The organism is Micromonospora sp. NPDC049102 (assembly GCF_043197485.1).
GTDB lineage: Bacteria > Actinomycetota > Actinomycetes > Mycobacteriales > Micromonosporaceae > Micromonospora.
Window position 1 is genome coordinate 27,525 of the sequence record NZ_JBICTE010000007.1, and the last position, 21,964, is coordinate 49,488.

General features: G+C 72.7%; 20 protein-coding genes. 12 read left to right on the forward strand and 8 right to left on the reverse strand.

The features are described 5' to 3' along the window. Positions 1-26: 26 nt before the first annotated feature. Both ACGFH9_RS09940 and ACGFH9_RS09945 read right to left on the reverse strand, forming a co-directional pair. Positions 27-1,097, reverse strand: coding sequence for a glycosyltransferase (locus ACGFH9_RS09940; RefSeq protein WP_393217205.1), 1,071 nt, complete (start codon positions 1,095-1,097; stop codon positions 27-29). Positions 1,098-1,212: 115 nt separating this feature from the next. Further along, the gene (locus ACGFH9_RS09945) at positions 1,213-2,454 is read right to left on the reverse strand and encodes a cytochrome P450 (protein ID WP_393217206.1); all 1,242 of its coding nucleotides are present in this window, start codon (positions 2,452-2,454) and stop codon (positions 1,213-1,215) included. Positions 2,455-2,674: 220 nt separating this feature from the next. On the opposite strand from ACGFH9_RS09945, the gene ACGFH9_RS09950 reads away from it, so the two are divergent. After that, positions 2,675-3,070 (forward strand): hypothetical protein, encoded by a 396-nt coding sequence (locus ACGFH9_RS09950; protein ID WP_393217207.1) that lies wholly within the window; start codon positions 2,675-2,677, stop codon positions 3,068-3,070. A gap of 133 nt (positions 3,071-3,203) precedes the next feature. On the opposite strand, the gene ACGFH9_RS09955 is transcribed toward ACGFH9_RS09950, so the two are convergent. Beyond that, positions 3,204-3,422: a DUF397 domain-containing protein gene (locus ACGFH9_RS09955; RefSeq protein ID WP_355248205.1), complete on the reverse strand. Its 219-nt coding sequence runs from the start codon at positions 3,420-3,422 to the stop codon at positions 3,204-3,206. 68 nt (positions 3,423-3,490) lie between these two features. On the opposite strand from ACGFH9_RS09955, the gene pepN reads away from it, so the two are divergent. Then, entirely contained in the window at positions 3,491-6,007 is a 2,517-nt protein-coding gene (gene pepN / locus ACGFH9_RS09960; RefSeq protein ID WP_393217208.1) for an aminopeptidase N, read from the forward strand. A gap of 57 nt (positions 6,008-6,064) precedes the next feature. Here the strand turns inward: pepN and ACGFH9_RS09965 are convergent, their stop codons facing one another. Together ACGFH9_RS09965 and ACGFH9_RS09970 are read right to left on the reverse strand one after the other, a co-directional pair. Next, a complete protein-coding gene (locus ACGFH9_RS09965; protein WP_393217209.1) occupies positions 6,065-7,279 on the reverse strand; it encodes an FAD-dependent monooxygenase in 1,215 nt (404 codons plus the stop codon). Between the two features lie 159 nt (positions 7,280-7,438). Next, positions 7,439-8,098 carry a PadR family transcriptional regulator gene (locus ACGFH9_RS09970; RefSeq protein ID WP_393217210.1) on the reverse strand — a complete coding sequence of 220 codons (660 nt, stop codon included), beginning with the start codon at positions 8,096-8,098 and terminating at the stop codon, positions 7,439-7,441. A gap of 106 nt (positions 8,099-8,204) precedes the next feature. On the opposite strand from ACGFH9_RS09970, the gene nadD reads away from it, so the two are divergent. The 4 genes from nadD (at position 8,205) to ACGFH9_RS09990 (ending at position 10,859) form a co-directional block, all read left to right on the forward strand. Further along, positions 8,205-8,801: a nicotinate-nucleotide adenylyltransferase gene (gene nadD / locus ACGFH9_RS09975; RefSeq protein ID WP_355248193.1), complete on the forward strand. Its 597-nt coding sequence runs from the start codon at positions 8,205-8,207 to the stop codon at positions 8,799-8,801. Positions 8,802-8,911: 110 nt separating this feature from the next. After that, positions 8,912-9,319 (forward strand): ribosome silencing factor, encoded by a 408-nt coding sequence (gene rsfS / locus ACGFH9_RS09980; protein WP_355053184.1) that lies wholly within the window; start codon positions 8,912-8,914, stop codon positions 9,317-9,319. Then, positions 9,316-9,945: a histidine phosphatase family protein gene (locus tag ACGFH9_RS09985; RefSeq protein ID WP_393217211.1), complete on the forward strand. Its 630-nt coding sequence runs from the start codon at positions 9,316-9,318 to the stop codon at positions 9,943-9,945. The genes rsfS and ACGFH9_RS09985 overlap by 4 nt, the downstream gene beginning before the upstream one ends. Positions 9,946-10,004: 59 nt before the next feature. Then, entirely contained in the window at positions 10,005-10,859 is an 855-nt protein-coding gene (locus ACGFH9_RS09990; protein WP_393217212.1) for a DegV family protein, read from the forward strand. An 85-nt stretch (positions 10,860-10,944) separates the two neighbouring features. Here ACGFH9_RS09990 and ACGFH9_RS09995 read toward each other — a convergent pair whose 3' ends face one another. Continuing rightward, positions 10,945-12,423 carry an arabinofuranosidase catalytic domain-containing protein gene (locus ACGFH9_RS09995; RefSeq protein WP_393217213.1) on the reverse strand — a complete coding sequence of 493 codons (1,479 nt, stop codon included), beginning with the start codon at positions 12,421-12,423 and terminating at the stop codon, positions 10,945-10,947. A 213-nt stretch (positions 12,424-12,636) separates the two neighbouring features. Between ACGFH9_RS09995 and ACGFH9_RS10000 the strand changes: the two genes are divergently transcribed. From ACGFH9_RS10000 to ACGFH9_RS10015, 4 genes are all read left to right on the forward strand, one after another. Then, complete coding sequence (locus tag ACGFH9_RS10000) at positions 12,637-13,395, forward strand: helix-hairpin-helix domain-containing protein (protein WP_393217214.1); 759 nt, start codon at positions 12,637-12,639, stop codon at positions 13,393-13,395. Next, positions 13,392-15,773: a ComEC/Rec2 family competence protein gene (locus ACGFH9_RS10005; RefSeq protein WP_393217215.1), complete on the forward strand. Its 2,382-nt coding sequence runs from the start codon at positions 13,392-13,394 to the stop codon at positions 15,771-15,773. Before ACGFH9_RS10000 ends, ACGFH9_RS10005 begins: the two co-directional genes overlap by 4 nt. A gap of 178 nt (positions 15,774-15,951) precedes the next feature. Next, positions 15,952-16,932: a DNA polymerase III subunit delta gene (holA, locus tag ACGFH9_RS10010; RefSeq protein WP_393217216.1), complete on the forward strand. Its 981-nt coding sequence runs from the start codon at positions 15,952-15,954 to the stop codon at positions 16,930-16,932. After that, positions 16,929-17,351 (forward strand): hypothetical protein, encoded by a 423-nt coding sequence (locus ACGFH9_RS10015; protein ID WP_393217217.1) that lies wholly within the window; start codon positions 16,929-16,931, stop codon positions 17,349-17,351. The genes holA and ACGFH9_RS10015 overlap by 4 nt, the downstream gene beginning before the upstream one ends. A 114-nt stretch (positions 17,352-17,465) precedes the next feature. Here the strand turns inward: ACGFH9_RS10015 and rpsT are convergent, their stop codons facing one another. Both rpsT and ACGFH9_RS10025 read right to left on the reverse strand, forming a co-directional pair. Further along, positions 17,466-17,732 carry a 30S ribosomal protein S20 gene (gene rpsT, locus ACGFH9_RS10020; protein ID WP_053656074.1) on the reverse strand — a complete coding sequence of 89 codons (267 nt, stop codon included), beginning with the start codon at positions 17,730-17,732 and terminating at the stop codon, positions 17,466-17,468. A 300-nt stretch (positions 17,733-18,032) separates the two neighbouring features. Then, positions 18,033-19,076, reverse strand: coding sequence for a phosphotransferase family protein (locus ACGFH9_RS10025; RefSeq protein ID WP_393217218.1), 1,044 nt, complete (start codon positions 19,074-19,076; stop codon positions 18,033-18,035). On the opposite strand from ACGFH9_RS10025, the gene ACGFH9_RS10030 reads away from it, so the two are divergent. Continuing rightward, complete coding sequence (locus ACGFH9_RS10030; RefSeq protein WP_393217219.1) at positions 19,075-19,611, forward strand: DUF4240 domain-containing protein; 537 nt, start codon at positions 19,075-19,077, stop codon at positions 19,609-19,611. The genes ACGFH9_RS10025 and ACGFH9_RS10030 overlap by 2 nt on opposite strands. A gap of 117 nt (positions 19,612-19,728) precedes the next feature. Next, entirely contained in the window at positions 19,729-21,603 is a 1,875-nt protein-coding gene (gene lepA / locus ACGFH9_RS10035) for a translation elongation factor 4 (RefSeq protein ID WP_393217220.1), read from the forward strand. The last annotated feature ends 361 nt before the right edge of the window (positions 21,604-21,964 follow it).

A 21,964-nucleotide genomic window follows, 5' to 3' on the forward strand; every position in this document is an offset into this window, starting at 1 on the left:
CCGCGATCTTGCAGTTTCTGCTGTGGTTATGTCGACTTGTGGGGCTTTCGCCCCCGCAGAAAGTGCAAGATCGCGGGGAGCTGGAGGTGGGCTGCTCTCGGGATTCTGGTTTCGCCGTAGCGGACGCCGCCGAACAGCAGGCGCTGGGTGAGCGCCAGCCAGCTACAGATGCCGCGCTCCAGCAGCCAGAGTGGGGCGGCCAGCGTGGTGCTCGGCGGGAAGACGGCAGCCCCGGCGGCGCGGCGGCGACCCGCCTCGGCCAGGGCCACGACGACGACGACCGTCGTGCCGAACAGCAGCCGGGGCCGGCGGGACGCGACCACCGCCGTCAGGGCGGGCAGGACCGCGAGCGCGGTCAGCAGACGGGCCGGCTGGGCCAGATCGTCGTACGCCTGGCGGACCCGCTGGCCCCGAAAGTGCGCCGCGTCGGGCGGCAGCCGGCGAACGTACAGCCAGGGCGGCGCGGCCTCGATCCCGCCGTACGTGCGGACGGTGCGGATCAGCTCCAGGTTCTCGAAGAGCACGTCCGGGTCGTACCCGCCCATGGCGAGGAACGTGCTGCGGCGTACGGCGAGGGTGCCGGGGTAGTCGTTCCCGAGCGCCCGGTTGAGTAGCGTCCGGCCGGTGTCCCACCAGGCGTGCCAGGGCAGAGGGTCGAAGTAGTTCTGCGGCCGGACCAGGTCGAACCGGTCCAGTAGCCGGTGCACCGCGTGGAGCCCGGCCTCGTCGTACCGGACGTCGTCGTCGGCGATCACCACGTGGTCGTGGCGCGCCGCGCCGACCCCGGTGTGCACCCCCACCACCTTGCCGTTGAGTCCCCGTCCGGCGGGGTCGGGCCGCAGGTGCCGGACCAGCCCGCGCCAGGCCGCCGCGTGCCGGGCGAACAGCGCCGGGGGTGACCCGTCGACCACGAGCACCTCGACGAGACCGCTCAGCCGGCGCAGGTAGCCGGTCAGCTCGTCCAGGCCGGTGTCGGCGTGCCAGCGCAGCGGCAGGACGTACGCCATCGGCAGGACCGTCGAGAGCGCGGCGGTCGGCTGTGTGCCGGTGTCGACCGGCCCGCCCCGCCGGGCGTCACCGGTGGCGGGAGAGGGCATCGGAGTCTCCTGTGCAGGCGGTGTGCGGTGGACGGGACCCCGCTGCACCTGCCCGCCGGGCGGCCGTCCAAACCCGGACGAAGCATCGACAGTCGCGCACACCGGTGGGAGCGGGTCAGACGCGGCGGATGTTGGTGAGGGTCATGCCGCTGGGTGGCAACGCGGGCATGCGATGCAGGTCCAGGCGCAGATCCTGCGGCGGTACGTCGTAGCGCATGTCGCTGGTCAGGTGGGTGGCGGCCCGCTTCATCAGGTCGATCGTGATCCACTCGCCGGCGCAGCGGTGCCCGGTGTGGTCGCCGCCGCCCTGCGCGATCAGCTCGAACGGGTCCACGCGGCGGTTGGCGAACCGCTCGGGGCGGAACAGCTCCGGTTCGGGCCAGAGTGCCGGGTGGTGGTTCGTGCCGTAGAGGTCGAGCAGGACCCGCCGGCCCTGCGGAAAGTGGTGACCCTCCCAGTCGAAGGAGCGCCGGACCCGGGCCGCGGCCATCGGAAAGAACGGGTAGTAGCGGCGCACCTCCTGGACGAACTGTTCGGTGGCCGCGTCGTCACCGTGGACCCGCTGCCGCCAGCCGGGATGGTCGCGCAGGGCGAGCGCGGCGAAGACGACGTACCGGTCCACGGCGACCGTGGGGCGCAGCAGGTTGAGCAGTTCGACGGCGGCGACCCGACGGGGGAGCAGCGTCCCGTGCGCGTCGCGGTGCTCGGCGATGACCCGCAGCGGGCTGCCGGCCGGGGCCGGGTGGATGCCGACACGGGTCTGCTCGACGAGGTCGCTGATCCAGCATTCGGCGCGACGGCGGGCGAGCAGACCCCGCCAGTGCCGTGGGCCGACGACCGCCGGTCCCTCGATCATGGCGTGCAGCTGGACGGCGCGGCGGTCGACCTGCGACGTGGCCAGCGGCACCCCGGCCCAGGCGCAGACCACCCGGGTCAGCAACCGGCCCAGCTCGTCGTAGAGCCGCACCGCGCCGGTCGCCTCCCAGGCGGGAATCCGCGCCTGCCACTCGTCGTCGAAGAGGTGCCCGAGCTGCGCGATCGAGGTCGGTGTCATGATCGACATCAACATCGCCTTGCGGTCGGTGTGCTCCGCGCCGTCCAGTCCCTGCACGCCGCCCCGGCCGGTGAGCGTCCGCTGCACCCGTAGCGGCATGGCGCTCTCGCGGCGGAAGCGCTCCTCGTCGTAGAACAGCATCGCGGCCGGTCGACCCCGCAGACAGATGGTCGGCGCGAGCAGGATGCGGGTCGAGAAGGCGTCGCTGCCGTGGCGGTCGCAGCGCTCACCGATGAACCGGTAGCCGGCGCGCAGCAGCGCGAGGGTGCTGTCCGGGCTGCGGTCGGCCGGCATGGTCGCCATCGGGCCCCCCTGGTGGTTCCGGCGGCGGCCGGCGTCGCCGCCGTGGCCCGTCTACCCTCGTGGCCGCCGCGCAATCCCCGCGTCGACAGCGCGTCCGCTGGCCCCTCCCACGGGCGACGGAACCTGGTTGGCTAGCCGGTGGGGCCGCCGCCAACCGGCATCGCGGGTCGGCTGGCGCGACCCCGGGTGGGCCGACGGCCACGACCACGGGGAGGACGAGATGCACGACAACAGGTCACCACGCTGGCGGCAGCGACGGGCGGTCGAGGCGCCGGGTCCGGCCCGTGCCACGCGGCCACTGCTCGGGCCGCCCGGTCGGCCGACACGACCGCGCCGGTTCTTCACCGTGCACCTGGGCTTCACCGCGCCGGGCGCGGCCGACGCCCGTGAGCAGGCAGTGGCATACGCGGAGGCGCTGAGCCTGCTCCGCCCGGAGGTGGCGCTCGGCGCGGCGGCCCTGTCGCCGGCCGACGCCTGGCAACGGGCCGCGCGGCTGTTCTGCGGTGCGGTCGGCCCGGACGGTGAGCGCTGCGTCGACGTCGCCGACCACCCCGGCTTCCACCACGCGCCCGGGCCCGGCGGTCTCGGCTGGGGTGACGGTGACCAGTGCGACTGAGAGGCCGCGCCGTGGTCGGCGTGGCGTCACCGGTCCGGCCCGGCGTGCCCACCCGACCGGGCGGTCACCGCACGTCGCCCGTGCCGGTGTCCTCGACATCGAAGGGCCGGCACGGGCGACGAGCGGCGTCGGGTCAGTCCAGGTCGAACTCGCCGTCCTGCGCGCCGGCGACGAACGCGTCCCACTCCGCCTGGGTGAAGACCAGCACCGGGCCCTCCGGCTCGGCGGAGTTGCGCATCCCGATCAGGTCGTCCACGAAGGCGACCTCGACGGCGCTCTCGGAGGCGTCCCCCTCGGCCCGTTGCCAGACCGCACGGGAGAGGTCGAAATCGCCCTTGGGGTGCTGCGCCATGCTTCTTTCCTCCACTGCCGGGGTCAGGTGGGGACCGCACGCCGATCCCCATCGGGCAGGATAAGCGGATGCCGAGCCTGACCCGTGTAGAGGCGACCGCGCGTGGCGCGGCGATTACTGTCGAGTCCTATCAGGTGGACCTCGACCTGACCGGCGACGGCGACCTGTTCCGGTCCCGCGTCGAGATCCGGTTCCGGGCGACCGCCGGCACCGCCACCTTCGCCGAGGTCAAGCCCGCCAACCTCCTCGGGGTACGCCTCAACGACCGTCCCGTCGACCCCGCCACGCTGAGCGACAACCGGTTGCCGCTGGCTGATCTCGACACGACGAACACCCTCGTCGTCGAGGCGGAGATGGCGTACTCCAACGCCGGGGAGGGGATGCACCGCTTCGTCGACCCGGCCGACGGCGAGACCTACCTCTACGCGGTGACGTTCCTCGACAACGTCCAGCGCATCTTCGCCGCGTTCGACCAGCCCGACCTCAAGGCGCCGTTCACCCTCTCGGTCACCGCGCCGGCGGGCTGGACGGTCTCCAGCAACGCCGAGGTGGCCGCCAATCCGGCCCCGGGGCGCTGGGAGTTCGCCCCGAGCGCGCCACTGTCCACGTACTTCTTCTCGCTGATCGCGGGGCCGTACCACGTGCGGCGGGCCGAGCACGACGGTGTGCCGATGGCGATCTACTGTCGACGGTCGCTGGCCGAGCACCTGGACGCCGACGCCGAGGAGATCTTCACCATCACCGGGCAGTGCCTCGACCGGTTCCACCAGCTCTTCGCGGAGCGTTACCCGTTCGGCAAGTACGACCAGGCGTTCGTGCCCGAGTTCAACGGCGGCGCGATGGAAAATCCGGGCATCGTCACCTTCCGCGACGACTACGTGTTCCGTTCGGCGGTCACCGACACCCAGCGCGAGCAACGGGCCACCACGATCGCGCACGAGATGGCGCACATGTGGTTCGGTGACCTGGTCACCATGCGCTGGTGGGACGACCTGTGGTTGAACGAGTCCTTCGCGGAGTACCTCGGCACCCGGGTCACCGCCGAGGCGACCCGCTTCGGCCAGTCGTGGACCACGTTCGCCATGCGCCGCAAGGCCTGGGGGTACGCGGCCGACCAGCGCCCCTCCACCCATCCCGTCGCGCCGCCGGAGGTGGCCGACGCCGACGAGGGCCTGCTCAACTTCGACGGCATCTCGTACGCCAAGGGCGCCGCCGTGCTGCGGCAACTTGTCGCGTGGCTCGGCGACGAGGCGTTCCTGGCCGGCCTCAACGCGCACTTCGCCGCGCACCGGTTCGGCAACGCCACCCTCGCCGACCTGCTCACCAGCCTGAGCACCGCCAGCGGGCGGGACCTGTCCGGTTGGGCCGAGCTGTGGCTGCGCCGGCCGCAGGTCAACACGTTGCGTGCCGAGGTCGGCGTCGACGCCGACGGCCGCTACACCGAGGTCGCCGTGGTGCAGACCGCCCCCGAGTCGTACCCGGTGCTGCGTCCCCACCGCATCGGCGTGGGCCGGTACGCGGCGGACGGCACCGTGCGGCGCGACGAGGTGGATCTCGACCCGGCGGTCGACGGCGGCCGTACCGTGCTCGGCGCGTTGGCCGGCGAGCCGGCGGCGCAGTTGCTGCTGCCCAACGACGGTGACCTGACGTTCGCCAAGGTACGCCTCGACCCGGCGTCGGCGGAGGCCGTCGCGCTGGTCCTGCCGGGCCTGGCCGATCCGCTCACGCGTGCGGTGCTCTGGGGCGAGGCCCTGGACGCGGTGACCGACGGTGAACGGCCGGTGGGTGGCCTGGTCGACCTGATGGTCGCGGCGCTGCCCGCCGAGACCGAGGTGATCATCGCGGAGGACGTGCTGACCCTCAGCCGGTCGCTGGTGGACCGCTACCTCGACCCGCTGGCCCGTTCGGCGGCGCTGGCACGGGTCGCCGGAGCGTGCCGGCGCCTGCTCGACGGGGCGCCGGCGGGGGAGTCGTTGCAGCTGGCCGCCGCGCGGGGCTGGATCTCCGCGACGACCGACAGCGACCTGCTCGTCGGTTGGCTCGCCGGCCGGGACGTACCGGCCGGGCTGGAGGTCGACGCGGAGCTGCGCTGGGCCGTGCTGCGCCGGCTCGTGGTGCTGGGCGCGGCGGGCGCGGAGGAGATCGCCGCCGAGACGAGTGTCGACGTCAGCTCGGCCGGCGCGGAACGGGCCGCCCGTTGCCGGGCCGCGCTGCCCGACCCGGCCGCGAAAGAGGCGGCATGGGAGATCATCGTGCGCGACAGCGAGCTGTCCAACCGGCTGCTGGAGGCGACGGCGGAGGGCTTCTGGCAGCCCGAGCAGGCCGACCTGACCGCCGCGTACGTCGAGAGGTACTTCACCGAAATGCCGGCCGCCGCTCGTCGGCGTACCCCCTGGACTGCCGACCGGGTGGCGAAGCTGGCGTTTCCCCACTACGCCGTGGCGCAGCCGACCCGGGAGGCGGCCGTGGCGCTGCTGGCCCGCGACGACCTCACGCCGGGCCTGCGGCGGGTGGTCACCGACGCCGACGACGACCTGCGGCGGGCGCTCGTCGCCCGGACGGCGGTGGCCGCCGCCGCGGCCTGAGGCTGCTCCCGCCGGTCGGGCGCGGGGTGGCCTGGCGGCCACCCCGCGCCTCCGCGTTCAGCCCAGGGCGGGTTCCGCCATGACCGGGGCGTCGAAGTCGATGGTGTAGCGCTGCTCGTGGGCGATGGTCCGTTCCGGGTCCATCGCCGTCCGCACGAGCAGCGGCATCAGCAGCGGCATCAGCGTCCGGGCGACCGGCCCGGGTGCCTTGGTGTGGTTGATCCGCGCCGCACGGGCGGCGACCTTCTCGACCCGGGTGCGACGCAGCCGCACGTACGCCTCGAAGGCCGACGTCACGTCGGGCAGGTCCCGCAGGCAGCGGGCGAGCTGCACCGCGCTCTCGATGGCGAGCGAGGCGCCCTGCCCGGAGCTGTTCGACGGCGCGTGCGCGGCGTCACCGACCAGCACCAGGCGGCCCCGGTGCCAGTGCGGCACGGGCGGCATGATCTGCAACGCGCCGACCACCTGGAGGTCCTCGGCGGCGCTGGTGGCCATCAGCTCCCGACCCGGGTCGTCGTCGCCGTAGGTGGCGCGCAACGTGTCCAGCCACTGCCGCGCCGGCACCGCACGGGCCTCGACGATGCTCATCGGCCGGTGCCCCGGCAGGTTGGCACCCCAGCGGGTGCCGCCACCGGGCTCGGGCCAGTACAGGTAGTAGCCCCGCCGCCCGAAGGCGAACGTCATGGTGCCCGGCTCGGCGTCCACCTCGTGTCGGGCGACCGCCTCGAAGCCGAGCAGCCCGGTGAACCGGGGGCCGGGCGCGGCCGGGTCGATGAGGCCACGGACCGTGGAACGGATGCCGTCCGCGCCGACCAGGACGTCGGCGCTGGCCGTGCTGCCGTCCTCGAAACGGGCGGTGACGCCGCCGTCGGTCTCCTCGACGCCGACCAGTCGCTTGCCGTACGCGTAGGTGACGCCCTCGGCGACAGCCCGGTCGTGCAGCAGCCGGTGCAGTTCGGCCCGGTGCACCACGCGCAGCGGCGGCACCCCGGCCAGCATCGGCAGGTCGATGCGCCGGGCGCCGACGGCCATGACGCTGCGGTGGATTCCGGTGGCGATCGCGGTCACCGCCTCGTCCGCGCCGACCGCCCGCAGGGCGGCCACGCCGTTCGGCGCGAGCGCGAGGGTGCCGCCGATGCCGCCCACCCCGCCGGCGGTCTCCGGGTACGCCTCGGCGACGGTGACGGTGATGCCGGCGCGGCGTAGCGCGAGGGCTGTCACCGGCCCGGCGATGCCGCCGCCGATGACGATCGCGGTTCGTACCGTTGTCATGCTGTCTCTCCCTGGGTCGTCGCGTGGGTGCGTACGAACCGACCTGGGAGGGGACCCGGTTATCCTCGTGGTTGCCGCTTCGGGCCGGGTGCCTGCTCAGGTGCCGGTTCGAGGTAGGGCTCCGGCGGGGTGTTGGCGCACCCCGCCGGAGCTGTCTTGTCAGTCGGCGCTGTCGGGGTCTCTGCTGGTCCTTTCGGCGAGCTCGATCAGCTCGGCCGGCATCTCGCCGGTCTCGTGGAAGGCCCGCCAGGTGTCCAGCCCCGGGTAGCTGCCCGAGGTGAGCTCCGCGAGCAGGGCCCGCAGCCAGACCGCTTCCGCGTCCCGGATGGCCAGGTCGTACTCGGTCTCCACCAGGAACAGTCGCGGGATCTCCCGCAGGTGGGCGTCGAGCGTCTCGCGGTCGCGCCGGAGCGCGTCGTCCAGCCGTTCGAGCCGCTGCCGGAGGAGGTCGGTGGCCTCGTCGGGATGCAGTGCGGCGAGCACCGAGAGGCCGGCCCGGAAGCGGGGATGCTCCGGCATCGGCGTACCGACCAGCTCGCGCGCCCAGTCGACCAGCTCGGCCCGTCCCGCGTCCGTGATCCGGTAGACGGTGCGTTCCGGTCGACGGCCCTCGCGGACGCTCTCCACGGCGGCGATCAACCGGTGTTTGTCCAGGTTGCGGATCACCGTGTAGAAGGAGCCCCACTTGAACTCCATGTCCTGGTCCTTGCCCCAGGCGCGCAGCGTGCTGGCCATCTCGTAGGGGTGCATGGGCCGCTGGACGAGGGCGGAGAGCGCGGCCAGTGCCAGCAGGTTGCCGACCTTGCGTCGCTTCGGCATGACGCACCTCCCAAATACTCGTTGACGAGTATACGCATACGAGTATTCGCGTCACCAGCCCTCGGGCCGCCAGGACCGGCGCGCACGGCCGGCCTACGATCACGGGGTGGAGGAAGATATCCGGCGGATCGGGATCATGGGTGGCACCTTCGACCCGATCCACCACGGGCACCTCGTCGCGGCCAGCGAGGTCGCGGACCGGTTCGGCCTGGACGAGGTGGTCTTCGTCCCGACCGGGCAGCCGTGGCAGAAGGCTGACGAGCCGGTCAGTCCCGCCGAGGACCGGTACCTCATGACGGTCATCGCCACCGCCTCCAACCCCCGCTTCCAGGTCAGCCGCGTCGACATCGACCGCAGCGGACCGACGTACACGGTCGACACGTTGCGCGACCTCCAGGCCGAGTACGGTCCCAAGGTTCAACTCTTCTTCATCACCGGCGCGGACGCGCTGCAACGCATCCTGTCCTGGAAGGACCTGGACGAGATCTTCGAGCTGGCGCACTTCATCGGCGTGACCCGGCCCGGTTTCGCGCTGACCGACAAGCACCTCCCGGCGGACACGGTCAGCCTGGTCCAGGTGCCGGCGATGTCCATCTCGTCGACGGACTGCCGCGCCCGGGTCGCCCGGGGTGAACCCGTCTGGTATCTGGTGCCCGACGGTGTGGTGCAGTACATCGCCAAGCGACGCCTCTATCAGCCCTGATTGCGTCCGGTATGCGCCGTTTCGTGCGCCTAACCGACCAGAACTGACGGGTCGGGACCTCGCCGGGTGTGAGACGCTTGGAGGATCGCACGCCTGATCGAAGGAGAACGGTGACAGTTTCCGAACGCGCGCACGAGCTGGCGATCGCCGCCGCCCAGGCAGCCGCCGACAAGAAGGCGCAGGACATCGCGATCATCGACGTCGGCGACCAGCTCGCCATCACCGACGCGTTCCTGCTCGCCGCCGCCCCGAACGAGCGTCAGGTGCTCGCCATCGTCGACGCCATCGAGGAGCGCCTGCTGGAGCTTCCGGAGAAGGCCAAGCCGATCCGGCGCGAAGGCGAGCGCGGCGGCCGTTGGGTGCTGCTCGACTACGTCGACATCGTGGTGCACGTCCAGCACACCGAGGAGCGCGAGTTCTACGGGCTCGACCGCCTCTGGAAGGACTGCCCCACCATCCCGTTCGTCGACCGCGACCTGGTCGAGGCCGACGCCAGCGGGTCCGCCGCGGCCGAATGACCCGGCTGATCGTCTGGCGGCACGGCAACACCGACTGGAACGCCGCCAACCGCGTCCAGGGGCAGACCGACGTACCCCTCAACGACCTGGGCCGCGACCAGGCCCGCGCCGCCGCGCCGCTGCTCGCGTCGCTGCGACCCGATGCCATCGTGTCCAGCGACCTGAGCCGCGCCGCGGACACCGCCGGCGCGCTGGCCGCGCTGACCGGGCTGCCGGTACGCACCGACGCGCGGCTGCGCGAGCGGCACTTCGGCCAGTGGCAGGGCCTGCACCTCACCGAGGTGGCCGAGCGTTTCCCCGCCGAGTACGCCCGTTGGCGGGCCGGCGACCCGGCCCCGGGGGCGGATCTGGAGCCGCTGCACGACCTCGGTGATCGGGTGGCCGCAGCACTCCTGGCGGCGGCCGACGCGACCCCCGGCGGGACCGTGGTCATCGCCACCCACGGCGGTGGCTCCCGCCAGGGCATCGGTCACCTGCTCGGCTGGCCCGCCGACGTGCTGCGCACCATCGGCTCGCTGGCCAACTGCCACTGGACGGAACTGCAGCACGACGACGTGCGAGGTTGGCAGCTCCGCGGTCACAACGTCGGGCTCGTCACCGCGCCGGCCGTCGTCGACGCGGTCTGAGCGCGCGACCGACCCGCGCACCTCGGCGCACCGGGTCGTGATCGGCTAGCGTGCCGGGCATGCCCGTCGCGGTCGTCACCGACTCCACCGCCTACCTCCCGCCCGAGCTGGTGCGGCGGCACCGGCTGACCGTCGTCCCGCTGACCGTCGTGCTCAACGGCGCGGAGGGGCTGGAGGGAGTGGAGACGCAGCCCGCCGACGCCACCCGCGCACTGGGCGAGCGGCGGGTGTCGGCCAGCACCTCCCGCCCCGCGCCCGAGCAGTTCGCCCGGACGTACCGCCGCCTCCTGGACGACGGCGCCGACGGCATCGTCTCGGTGCACCTGTCCGCCGGCCTGTCCGGCACCGTCGAGGCCGCCCGGCTCGCCGCCGTCGACGTCGACGGCCGGGTCGAGGTCGTCGACAGCCGCTCGACCGGCATGGGGCTCGGCTTTCCGGCCATCGCCGCCGCCACCGCCGCCCAGGCCGGAGCGGACCTGGCCGGCGTACGCGAAGCGGCGCTCGCCGCCGTCGCCCGGACCACCGTCTGGTTCTACGTCGACACGCTGGAGTTCCTCCGCCGGGGCGGCCGGATCAACGCCGCCGAGGCGCTGTTCGGCACCGCCCTCTCGGTCAAGCCGATCATGCACATGCCGGACGGGACGATCGTGCTGCGCGAGAAGGTGCGTACCGCCAGTCGGGGAGTGGCCCGACTCGTGGACCTGGCCGTCGAGGCGGCCGGCGACGACGACGTCGACCTCGGCGTACACCATCTGGCCGCACCCGAGCGCGCCGAGGCGCTGCTCGCCGCGCTCACACTGCGTCTCGGCGAACGCCTGCACGACACGTACGTCTCCGAGGCGGGCGCGGTGGTCGCCGCGCACGCCGGGCCGGGTCTGGCCTGCGTGGTCGTCCACCGTCGGCCCCGGAGCTGACCTCGTGGCCACCGCCTGTGTGGTGACCGGTGGCGGCCGTGCCGCCTCCGGGTCCTGACGACCCGGAGGCGGCACGCCTGCTCGCTCAGCTACGCAGCGACCACTGCTGGTTCTGTTGCCCGTTGCAGGCCCAGAGGATGAGTTTCGTGCCGTTGGCGGTGCCGGCGCCGTTGGCGTCCAGGCAGAGCCCGGACTGGACGCCGCTGATGGTGCCGTTGGCGTTGACGTTCCACTGCTGGTTCGTGCCGCCGTGGCAGTCCCAGATGATCACCTGAGTGCCGTTGGCGGTGCCCTGACCGTTGGCGTCGAGGCACTTGTTGCCGTACACCTGGATCTGCTTTCCGGCCGTGTAGGTCCAGCGTTGCGCGGTGCTGTTGCTGATGCAGTCCCACAGTTGCACCTGGGTGCCGTTGGTGCTGGTGCCGTTCGGCACGTCGGCACAGCGACCGGACTGTGCGCCCACGATCTGGGCGTTCTGCTGCGGGTTGCCGCCGCTGGCGGGGGTGTAGGCGGCAGCGGCGATGTTGGCCTGTACGGCGTCCTCGGTGGCCGCCGTCGGGTAGCCGGAGGTCAGCACGCCCTCGAAGAAGGTGCCACGGCCGGTGATGCTGTTGTCACCACCGATGCCGAGCAGGATGGCCCCCTCCTTCTTCATCGGGTTGTAGCCGTTGGGACGACGGCCGTCGAAGTAGGTGGTCAGGCCACCCGACTGCGCGTTCCCGCCCCGGATCGCCCAGTGGTTCGGCTCGCCCTTGACCATCGCCGTCACGAAGCGGTGGTTGATGGACGCGATGTTGTTGTAACCCGCGTTCACCCCCGAGAACAGGCCCCACTCCAGGTCCGCCATGATCCAGGGGCCAGCACCTGCTCCGTAACCCCACTGCTTGTTGGCGCCGAAGTAGACCGTCTCCATGATGGCGCGTTCGTCGGCCAGGACGTTGGTCTGCGCGTTGCCGTAGTCGAAGCAGCACCACTGGTTGTAGTGCGTGCCGTCCACGACGGCGTAGATGCCCTCGGGCTGGTCGCCGGTCGCGACGCCGTTGGTGTTGTTGTTGCGGTAGCCGGTGCCCGGGGCGATGTAGACGCCGTACGCCTTCTGGCCGCCGACGGTGACCGGTGCCGCCTTCGCGTCGGCGAGGTTGTCGTACCCGCCGGCCGCGGGGCCGCTGAAGCCACCCGGAGGTGCCTGGGTGAGGCGGTTGTTGCGACCGGACTGGTCGTAGATGATCGTGATGACGCAGCTCGTGTTGGCGCAGAACGTGTCCTGGGTGGCCGCGTTGGCGACGCCGCCGGCGCTGACCACGCCGACGTCGCGCGTGGTGTTGTCCGACGATCGGCGGACCTGGTAGAGCGCGCTGTCGTACGCGCCGTAGAGGGCCCGGGTGGTGCTGTGCGCGGCGACGCACGGTGTGCCGCCGGCGGCGTAGATGTCGCACGGGCCGGTGCCGGCGGCGCGGGCGACGCCCGGCGTCTCCGAGACCACGTAGGCGCCGGCGCCGGCGACGAGGACCAGCAGGGTCCCCGCTGCGGCCAGCAGGCGGTGCAGCCTTCTCTTCACGTCCATGGATTCCCCTTGCGTGCGGCGGTGGTGGTGGGGGTGATGTCACGCGTGATAGCGCTAACATTAATCGCCATCCATGGAAGCGCGCTACCTTCCGGCGGCCCTGCGCTGTACCAGACACGAGCTTGATCAGGGCGTTGTCCACAGTGCCGTCGACTGTCCACAGGACGGGGTCGCGATGCCCCGTCGTGGCGCCCGACGTCCTAGCGTCGCGGCGTGGCAGAGGACGAGGAGACAGCGGTACGTCAGCGTCTGCGCCGGCTGACGGCCGCGACGGGTGGCGGGTCGCCGACTCCGTCGGGCAGCGGTGCGTCGACGACGGAGTCGCCCACCGGTCCCGGCGGTGGTGCGCCACGACTGCCCGGCCCTGGGGCGTTCGATCCGGGACGGCGCGGTGTGCGGGCGTTGGCTGCCGTGGCCCTCGTGGTGGTGCTGGCCGCCGCCGGTTGGGCCTGGCGGTCCCGGCCGCACGCGGAACCGGTCGCCCCGCCGGTCGGCGAGGCCACCCCCGCCGTCGCCGAGGTGCAGGGCAGCGCGTCGGCGTCCGGCGAGCTGGTGGTCGCGGTCGCGGGCAAGGTACGCCGACCCGGGCTGGTGCGCGTACCGGCGGGGGCCCGGCTGGCCGACGCCCTGTCCGAGGCCGGCGGCCCGCTCCCCGGCGTCGACGTGACACTGCTCAATCCCGCCCGGAAGGTCACCGACGGCGAGTTGATCGTCGTCGGGGTGACGCCACCGCCGACACCGGGCGCCGCGGCCGGTCCCGCAGCCGGCGGGGCACCCGGCGGGGTGGTGAACCTCAACACCGCGACGCTGGCCCAGCTCGACGCGCTGCCGGGGGTGGGGCCGGTGCTCGCCCAGCGCATCCTCGCCTACCGGGATCAGCACGGCGGGTTCCGGACCGTCGGCGACCTGCGCCAGGTCGAGGGGATCGGCGACGCGCGCTACGAACAGCTCAAGGACCTGGTGACGGTATGAACGCCCCACCTGTCGTCGGCGAGCCGCCGCCACCGGATCTCCGGCTCGCCGGGTTGGCCGTGGCCGCCTGGCTCACCGCGCTCGCCGGCCTGCACCTCGGCGCCCGTCCACTGCTGCTGGTGGCCGGCGGGGCGGCCGTGTCGACAGCGCTGAGCACCCTGCACCTGCTCGGCCGGCTCGGTCGGCCCGGGGCTCTCGCCCGCCGTTACGGCTGGGTCGCCGTCGCGGTCGGCCTCGGCGTGCTCTGCGGCGCGGCGACGACCGCCGCCCGGCTGGTCGTCCGGGACGCGCCGCCGGTCCGTGCCCTCGCCGAAAAGCGCGCCCCGGTCACCGCCGACCTCGTCGTCCGTGACGATCCACGCCCGATCCGCTCCGCCGGGCGTCCCGGCATGCTGCTGGTGTCGAGTGAGCTGATCCGGCTGACCGGTCCGGACGGCCGACGGCTCCGGGCGTCGGTACGGGTACTGGTCCTCGCCACCGACCCGGCCTGGCGAGGACTGCTGCCCGGGCAGCGGCTGACCGCCGAAGGGCGACTCGGTGTTCCGCGCGGCGGTGACCTCACCGCGGCGGTGCTCGCCACCACCGGTCCACCCGAGCGGCACGGTACGCCGTCGTGGGCGCAGCGCGCCGCCGGCACGTTACGCGAGGGTCTGCAACGGGCCTGCGCGCCGCTGCCCGACGACCCGGGTGGCCTACTGCCGGGGCTGGTGGTGGGGGACGTCAGCCGCCTGCCGTCCGCCGTCGAGGAGGACTTCCGGGCGACCGGCATGACGCACCTCAACGCCGTCTCGGGCAGCAACGTCGCGATCGTCGTGGGCGCCGTGCTGCTGCTGGCCCGCTGGGCGCGCGCCGGGCCCTGGGTCGCCGGGGTGCTCTGCGGGGTGGCGTTGGTGGGCTTCGTCATCCTGGTCCGCCCGTCACCGAGCGTCGTACGGGCCGCCACGATGGGGGCGATCGGGCTCGTCGCGCTGGCCGCCGGTCGACCCCGGGCCGCGCTGCCCGCTCTGGCCGCCGCCGTCACGGTGCTGGTGCTCGTCGACCCCGAGTTGGCCGGCGACGCCGGGTTCGCGCTGTCCGTACTGGCCACCGGGGGCCTGCTGCTGCTCGCTCCGCGCTGGCGGGACGGGCTGCGCCACCGGGGCGTTCCGGCCGGGTTGGCCGAGGCGCTGGCGGTGCCGGCGGCAGCCCAGGTGGCGTGCGGGCCGGTCGTCGCTGGGATCTCCGGCACCGTCAGTCTGGTGGCGGTGCCGGCCAACCTGCTGGCGGTGCCGGCCATCGCCCCGGCGACGGTGCTGGGCGTGACGGCCGCCGTGCTGTCGCCGGTCTGGCCGGCCGGCGCTGGGTTCGTCGCGTGGCTGGCGAGCTGGCCGGCCTGGTGGCTGGTCGTCATCGCCCGCCACGGCGCCCGCCTCCCGGCCGGCACCCTGCCCTGGCCGGGTGGTGCGGCCGGGGCCCTGCTGCTGGCCGGGCTGACCGTGGCATTGCTGGTGGCCGCCCGTCGACCGCTGGTGCGCCGGCTGGTGGCGGTCGTCGCCGTCGCCGTCCTGCTCGGTGCCCTCGGAGTCCGCCTGATCGCCGGGGGTTGGCCACCGCCGGGTTGGGTGGTGGTGGCCTGCTCCGTGGGGCAGGGCGACGCCCTGGTACTGCCCGTCGCACCCGGCCGGGCGGTGCTGGTCGACGCCGGGCCGGACCCGGGGGCGGTGGACGGGTGCCTGCGGCGGCTCGGCATCCGGGAGGTGTCGCTGCTGGTGATCAGCCACTTCCACCTCGACCACGTGGGCGGGTTGGCCGGGGTGTTCCGGGGGCGGCGGGTGGCGGCCGTGCTGACCCCACCCTCGACGGAACCGGCGAGCGGTCGGGCGGCGGTCCGCGCGGCGGCGATCGGCGGCCGGGCCACGATGCTGGACACCACCGCCGGGGCACGGCACCGGGTCGGCGGTGTCGAATTGCTGGTGCTTGGTCCGCCGTACCCGCTGGCCGGCACCCGATCGGACCCGAACAACAACTCGCTGGTGCTGCGTGCCACGGTCGCCGGTGTCTCGGTCCTGCTGCCCGGCGACGCCGAGACCGAGGAGCAGCACGCGGTGCTGGTCCGGAGCCCGTCGGCACAGCTGCGGGCGGACGTGCTGAAGGTCGCGCACCACGGCTCGGCATACCAGGACGAGGGCTTCCTCGCCGCCGTACGGCCGGCCGTCGCGCTGGTGCCGGTCGGCACGGGCAACTCGTACGGGCACCCGAACCGCGCGCTTCTCGCCCGGCTGAGTAGTCACGGTGCCCGGGTTCTGCGGACCGACATTGACGGCGATGTGGCGGCGATCCGGACCGCCGATGGGTTGGCGGTGGCCCGCCGAGGGGTGCCGCCGGGACGTCCACTGTGAGAGGAACCGCAGGTCAGGGGCGTCGGCGCGGTGGAAATTGCGCACGCCGAGACGAAATCTCGACCGTCTTGCGGATTAGATGGTGAACCGAGGTAAATGTCTGGATTTGCGCTTAGTGCGGGCTGGACCGACCGGGCGGCGAATGAGCAGACCCGTACTTGCCGTAGGCCGTGCGAATATGGGCGACGTGACCCCCGCCAGCCTCGCCCCCATTGTGCTCGTCGTCGGCGACGAGGAGCTGCTCGCCACGCGCGCCGTCTCCGAAGCTGTCGAACGGGCCCGCGGCACCGACCCCGACGTGGACGTCCGCGAGTACCAGGCGGGCGCGCTCACCGTCGGCGAAATCGCCGAGATGCTCAGCCCGTCGCTGTTCGGCGGTCGGCGGCTGCTCATCCTGCGCTCGGGCCAGGACGCCCGCAAGGACCTCGTCGCCGCACTGCTGGCGTACGCCAAGAACCCCGACCCGGAGGTCCAGCTCCTGGTGCTGCACCTGGGCGGCGCGAAGGGCAAGGCGTTCGCCGACGGGCTGCGGTCGGCGGGCGCCACGGTGGTCCCGGCGGCCAAGCTCAAGGGGAACCGCGAACGGGTCGCCTTCGTCCGTGACGAGATCCGCCGGGCCGGCGGCAGGTGCGCCGACGACGCCGCCGACGCGCTGATCGCGGCGGTCGGCAACGACCTGCGCGAGCTGGCCGCCGCCTGCTCGCAGCTCATGGCCGACACCGACGGGCGGATCAGCGTCGAGACGGTGGCCCGTTACTACCGGGGTCGGGTCGAGGTGACCGGCTTCACCGTGGCGGACGCCACGATGGTCGGTGACGTACCGGCCGCCCTGGAGGCGCTGCGCTGGGCCCTGCACGTCGGAGTCGACCCGGTGCCCATCGCCGACGCCCTGGCCGACGGGGTGCGCACGGTGGCCCGGGTGGCGTCGGCCGGGCGGGGCAGCCCGTACCAGCTCGCCAGCAGCCTCGGGATGCCGGCGTGGAAGATCGAGCGGGCGCAGCGGCAGGGGCGCGGCTGGACCCCGGAAGGGCTGGTCCGGGCCATGCAGGTCGCCGCGGAGTGCAACGCGGCCGTCAAGGGGGGCTCGGACGACAGGGCGTACGCCCTGGAACGGGCCGTCTTCTCCGTGGTGGCCGCCCGGCAGGGCAGCAGCCGGTGACGGGGCCGAACCGTACCGGTTGGGCCACCCTGCCCGTCGACGAGGAGCGGTACCGGCCGCTCTACGCACGGCTGCTCGGCCTGCGGTTCGTCAACCCCGGTGGGGTCCTCTGCTTCCTGTTCTTCGAGGGCGCCATCGCCCTGGCCGTGCTGCTCGCCCTGGCGGAGTTGGTCACCTGGTGGGCGGTGCTGGTGCTGCCCGTCGTCGTGGCGGCGATGGTCAAGCTCAACGACGTGGTGGCCGCGGTGGTGGTCCGATCCGCCGCGCTCGTGCCCGAGCAGGAGCGGGACCGCTTCCGCCGGCAGATGGAGCCGGTGGTCGGCCGGGCCCGGGTCGAGTGGATGTCCAACGCGGTGACGGCGGTGGCGATCCCCGCCGACCGGGTGCGGCCCACCCGTCGCGGGGACGTGCGGGACTGACGACCGCCGGGACGGCGAGCACATCAGCGGCACCTGGACACACGGCGGCACCTGGACACACGGAAGCCCCGGACCGAGGTCCGGGGCTTTCCGAATCAGTCTGACGGCAAAGCGTCAGGCGGAGAGCGCCACCACGCGCTTCGCGATCGCGGACTTGCGGTTCGCGGCCTGGTTGGAGTGGATCACGCCCTTGCTGACGGCCTTGTCCAGCTTGCGCGAGGCCTCCTGCATCAGCGCGGTGGCCTTCTCGACGTCACCGGCCTCGGCAGCCTCGTTGAACTTCCGGACGGCGGTCTTCAGCGACGACTTGACCGACTTGTTACGCAGCCGGGCCTTCTCGTTCTGCCGGTTGCGCTTGATCTGGGACTTGATGTTCGCCACGCGACAGCCTCGTCTTGATAGCTCGGGTTGGTCAGCTTGTGCGCGGGATGACGACATGCGTCACCACTGCGCGAAGAGCCAGGTTACCAGGTCGCCCGGGACGAGCCAAAACGGCTCCGCCCGAAGAGGGTCCGTCCCCGGTCGCGGGTGCCGCCGAACGCTCGACGGCTTGATCCACTCGGCTTCCGGGAAACCGCAGTATCCGAGCATGGCTGACAGCCCGACTTCAAGGAAATCGAGCCGATCCCAGGCCGCGCGGAGCCGCCTGGGCGGGGGCCCGCCCGGGCCCGAGGGCCGCTGTCAGCGCCAGCCCTGCCGGTGGGCGAGCCAGTCGAGTGCCTGCTCGCCGCTCCACCGCTGGTGCGCCGACCGGTGCGGCGAGTCCGTCGCCGGTGCCGCGTCCGCCCCGGTGAGGTAGTAGCCGGCCAACGCGGCCAGGGTGGCGTCCAGCGCGTCCGGCGCAGCGCCGGCGGTCACCGGGTGCGTGGCGAAGATCCGGTCGGTGTCCAGGCCGCTGGCGTACGCGGTGAGCAGCAGGGTTGCCAGGTCGAACCAGGCCGGCCCGGTGCAGGCCCAGGTCCAGTCGCAGAGCCAGGCCCGGCCGTCCGGACCGATGAGCACGTTGTCCACCCGTAGGTCACCGTGGATCAGGCCGGTCGCACCGTCCGCGTACCCGGGGAGGCGGGACTCCAGCACCACCAGTTCGGGCAGTCGGCCCCGGGCGGCGGCGGGCAGCGCCGGTGGCGGCTCCCGGCCCGCGGCGACCTCCTCCCACCAGAGGATGTCCGAGCGGGCGAGCTCGGCCAGGTGGGGCAGGCCGAGCGCGATCAGCCCGGTCGGCGGGTCGGCGAGCGCGGCGGCCACCTCGGCGTACGCCGCGAGCGTGGCGTCCAGCTCGGCACGCGCCCAGGGCAGGCGTGGGGTGTGCCCGTCGACCGCGTCGGTGCAGAGCGCGAACCAGCCGGCCTCGTCCAGCGTCCACCGCAGGCGGGGTGCCGGCAGGTCCGCCGGCAGCCGGTCGAGGATCGCGGCCTCCCGGGCGTACCCCTGTGTGAGGTGCGCGACGGTGGGTGACGCCTTGACGAAGGCCCGACCACCGTCTGCGGTGTGCAGCACGGCGGCGAAGCCCCGGGTGAAGCCCGCGGTGGCGACGCGGACGGTGACCACCGGCGCGCCGAGCCGGTCGGCGATGGCGACCCGCAGCGCCGCGGGCAGCGCCGGCCACGACGGGCGCGGCGCACCCGCCTGGCGTGGCACGGGGGGCAGCGGCGGCGAGGACACCCCACCATGCTGCCCCGGGGTACGTGCGCGGCGCGCGGCGACACTGCCAGACTGCCAAGCCATGAGGACCGAGGACTTCTGGCATCTGATCGACCAGGCCCGCGCCGGGGGCGGCGGTGAACCCGGGCCGGTCGCCGCGCGGGCCGTGGCGCTGCTCGCCGAGCGCGATCCGCAGGACATCGTCGGGTACGCCCAGCACCAGACGCGGGTGCTGGCGGCCTCGCACAAGGCCGACCTGTGGGGTGCGGCCTACCTCATCAACGGTGGCGCCTCGGCCGACGGCTTCGAACACTTCCGGGGCTGGCTGATGACCCAGGGGCGTGCCGTCTTCGCCCGCGCGGTCGCCGAACCGGACTCGCTGGCGGAACTGCCCCAGGTGCGGGCGGCCTCGCTCAGCGGGGAGGAGTTCTCCGCCGAGCAGATGCTGGCGGTGCCGTGGGACGCCTACCGCAAGGCCACCGCGTCGGAGCTGCCGGAATCCCGGGAGCCGGTCCGGACGCCGGACCTCAACGACTTCTGGGACTTCGACGACGAGGAGGAGGCGCGCCGCCGGCTGCCCCAACTGGCCGCGCTCTTCGTGGAGCCGCCCATGGAGTGAGGAGTCCTCGGGACCGATCCGTCGCCCGCGCAGTGGGCGTACCCCGGCGGCGTGGGAACATGGAGGGGGTCGGCGGCGCGCCGGCCTGTTCACGTCAGCCGACCAGAACGGACCGCTGTGCCACCGAAGCTCGATCCCGGCGCGAACGCCCCTGGTGCCACCGACCCCGGTCGCATCCGGAACTTCGGCATCATCGCCCACATCGACCACGGGAAGTCGACCCTGGCCGACCGGATGTTGCAGCTCACCGGTGTGGTCGACCCACGGCAGATGCGCGCGCAGTACCTGGACCGGATGGACATCGAGCGCGAGCGCGGCATCACCATCAAGAGCCAGGCCGTCCGGATGCCGTGGACCATCCGCGACGGCGAGCGGGCCGGTGAGCACGCGGTGCTCAACATGATCGACACTCCGGGGCACGTCGACTTCACCTACGAGGTGTCCCGGTCGTTGGCGGCGTGCGAGGGCGCCGTGCTGCTGGTCGACGCCGCGCAGGGTATCGAGGCGCAGACCCTGGCCAACCTCTACCTGGCCCTCGAGAACGACCTGCGCATCATCCCGGTGCTCAACAAGATCGACCTGCCGGCCGCGCAGCCGGAGAAGTACGCCGAGGAGCTGGCCCACCTCATCGGCGGGGACCCCGCCGACTGCATCCGCGTCTCCGGCAAGACCGGCGAGGGCGTGCCGCACCTGCTCGACGAGATCGTCCGGCAGTTCATCCCGCCGGTCGGCGACGCGGCGGCGCCCGCCCGGGCGATGATCTTCGATTCGGTGTACGACGTGTACCGCGGCGTCGTCACGTACGTCCGGGTCATCGACGGCCGGATCAGCGCCCGCGACCGGATCAAGATGATGTCCACCGGGGCCGTGCACGAGCTGCTGGAGATCGGCGTCATCTCACCCGAGATGGTCAAGGCCGAGGCGCTCGGCGTCGGCGAGGTCGGCTACCTGATCACCGGTGTGAAGGACGTCCGGCAGTCCCGGGTCGGTGACACGGTCACCATCAACGCCCGGCCCGCGGCCGAGCCGCTCGGCGGCTACAAGGACCCGAAGCCGATGGTCTACTCCGGCCTCTACCCGATCGACGGGTCCGACTACCCGAACCTGCGCGAGGCACTGGACAAGCTCAAGCTCAACGACGCCGCGCTGGACTACGAGCCGGAGACCTCCGGCGCGCTCGGCTTCGGTTTCCGCTGCGGCTTCCTCGGCCTGCTCCACCTGGAGATCATCCGGGAGCGGCTGGAGCGCGAGTACAACCTCGACCTGATCTCCACCGCTCCCAACGTGGTGTACCGGGCGATCACCGACGACGGCGCCGAGATCGTGGTGACCAACCCGAGCGAGTACCCGACCGGCAAGATCGCCGAGGTGTACGAGCCGGTGGTGCGGGCCACCGTGCTGACGCCCAACGACTACGTGGGCGCGGTCATGGAGCTCTGCCAGGGCCGGCGGGGCAACCTGCTCGGCATGGACTACCTCTCCGCCGACCGGGTGGAACTGCGCTACACGCTGCCGCTCGCGGAGATCATCTACGACTTCTTCGACCAGTTGAAGAGCCGTACCAAGGGCTACGCCTCGCTGGACTACGAGCCCACCACCGAGCAGGCGTCCGACCTGGTGAAGGTGGACATCCTGCTGCACGGCGAGCCCGTGGACGCGTTCAGTGCCATCGTGCACAAGGACAAGGCGTACAACTACGGCGTCACCATCGCCGCCAAGCTGCGTACGCTCATCCCGCGCCAGCAGTTCGAGGTGCCGATCCAGGCGGCCATCGGCAGCCGGGTCATCGCCCGGGAGACCATCCGCGCGATCCGTAAGGACGTCCTTGCCAAGTGCTACGGCGGTGACATCAGCCGTAAGCGCAAGCTGCTGGAGAAGCAGAAGGAAGGCAAGAAGCGGATGAAGATGGTCGGCCGCGTCGAGGTGCCCCAGGAGGCCTTCATCGCCGCCCTGTCCTCCGACTCCGGCGACACCAAAACCCCCAAGAAGTAACCCCCCGACCCCGGCTCCCGACCCTCCTTCGGACCGGACCGGCCCGGCCACCCGTGTTGATCAAGAGGTTCGCGTCATCCGAAGCCCGGATTCTGACGCGAACCTCTTGATCGCCGGGGTCGGGCCGGGTGGGCCCGGTGGGAGCGGGGGTGGGCGGGAAAATTTTGGTTGGCTTTCCTCGGGTTGTCGCCCTGGGCAACATGTTGTCTGACCTGTATGGACGTGTCTTCACGCCAATCGACGCGGCCGCTCGACATCGATGCCGACGACTTCTTGTGCGGGTGAGTCGGTTTGGATTCTTGGTGGGTCGGGAACTTGGTGGTCACGACAGGAAGCACACATTGTGTGTCAGACATTCTTA

Excerpts from the sequence above, each read along its gene's own strand:
- ACGFH9_RS09940 (WP_393217205.1), bottom strand. The coding sequence starts at position 1,097 with ATGCCCTCTCCCGCCACCGGTGACGCCCGGCGGGGCGGGCCGGTCGAC.
- ACGFH9_RS09945 (WP_393217206.1), bottom strand. The coding sequence starts at position 2,454 with ATGGCGACCATGCCGGCCGACCGCAGCCCGGACAGCACCCTCGCGCTG.
- ACGFH9_RS09950 (WP_393217207.1), top strand. The coding sequence starts at position 2,675 with ATGCACGACAACAGGTCACCACGCTGGCGGCAGCGACGGGCGGTCGAG.
- ACGFH9_RS09955 (WP_355248205.1), bottom strand. The coding sequence starts at position 3,422 with ATGGCGCAGCACCCCAAGGGCGATTTCGACCTCTCCCGTGCGGTCTGG.
- pepN (WP_393217208.1), top strand. The coding sequence starts at position 3,491 with ATGCCGAGCCTGACCCGTGTAGAGGCGACCGCGCGTGGCGCGGCGATT.
- ACGFH9_RS09965 (WP_393217209.1), bottom strand. The coding sequence starts at position 7,279 with ATGACAACGGTACGAACCGCGATCGTCATCGGCGGCGGCATCGCCGGG.
- ACGFH9_RS09970 (WP_393217210.1), bottom strand. The coding sequence starts at position 8,098 with ATGCCGAAGCGACGCAAGGTCGGCAACCTGCTGGCACTGGCCGCGCTC.
- ACGFH9_RS09985 (WP_393217211.1), top strand. The coding sequence starts at position 9,316 with ATGACCCGGCTGATCGTCTGGCGGCACGGCAACACCGACTGGAACGCC.
- ACGFH9_RS09990 (WP_393217212.1), top strand. The coding sequence starts at position 10,005 with ATGCCCGTCGCGGTCGTCACCGACTCCACCGCCTACCTCCCGCCCGAG.
- ACGFH9_RS09995 (WP_393217213.1), bottom strand. The coding sequence starts at position 12,423 with ATGGACGTGAAGAGAAGGCTGCACCGCCTGCTGGCCGCAGCGGGGACC.
- ACGFH9_RS10005 (WP_393217215.1), top strand. The coding sequence starts at position 13,392 with ATGAACGCCCCACCTGTCGTCGGCGAGCCGCCGCCACCGGATCTCCGG.
- holA (WP_393217216.1), top strand. The coding sequence starts at position 15,952 with ATGGGCGACGTGACCCCCGCCAGCCTCGCCCCCATTGTGCTCGTCGTC.
- ACGFH9_RS10030 (WP_393217219.1), top strand. The coding sequence starts at position 19,075 with ATGAGGACCGAGGACTTCTGGCATCTGATCGACCAGGCCCGCGCCGGG.
- ACGFH9_RS10025 (WP_393217218.1), bottom strand. The coding sequence starts at position 19,076 with ATGGCTTGGCAGTCTGGCAGTGTCGCCGCGCGCCGCGCACGTACCCCG.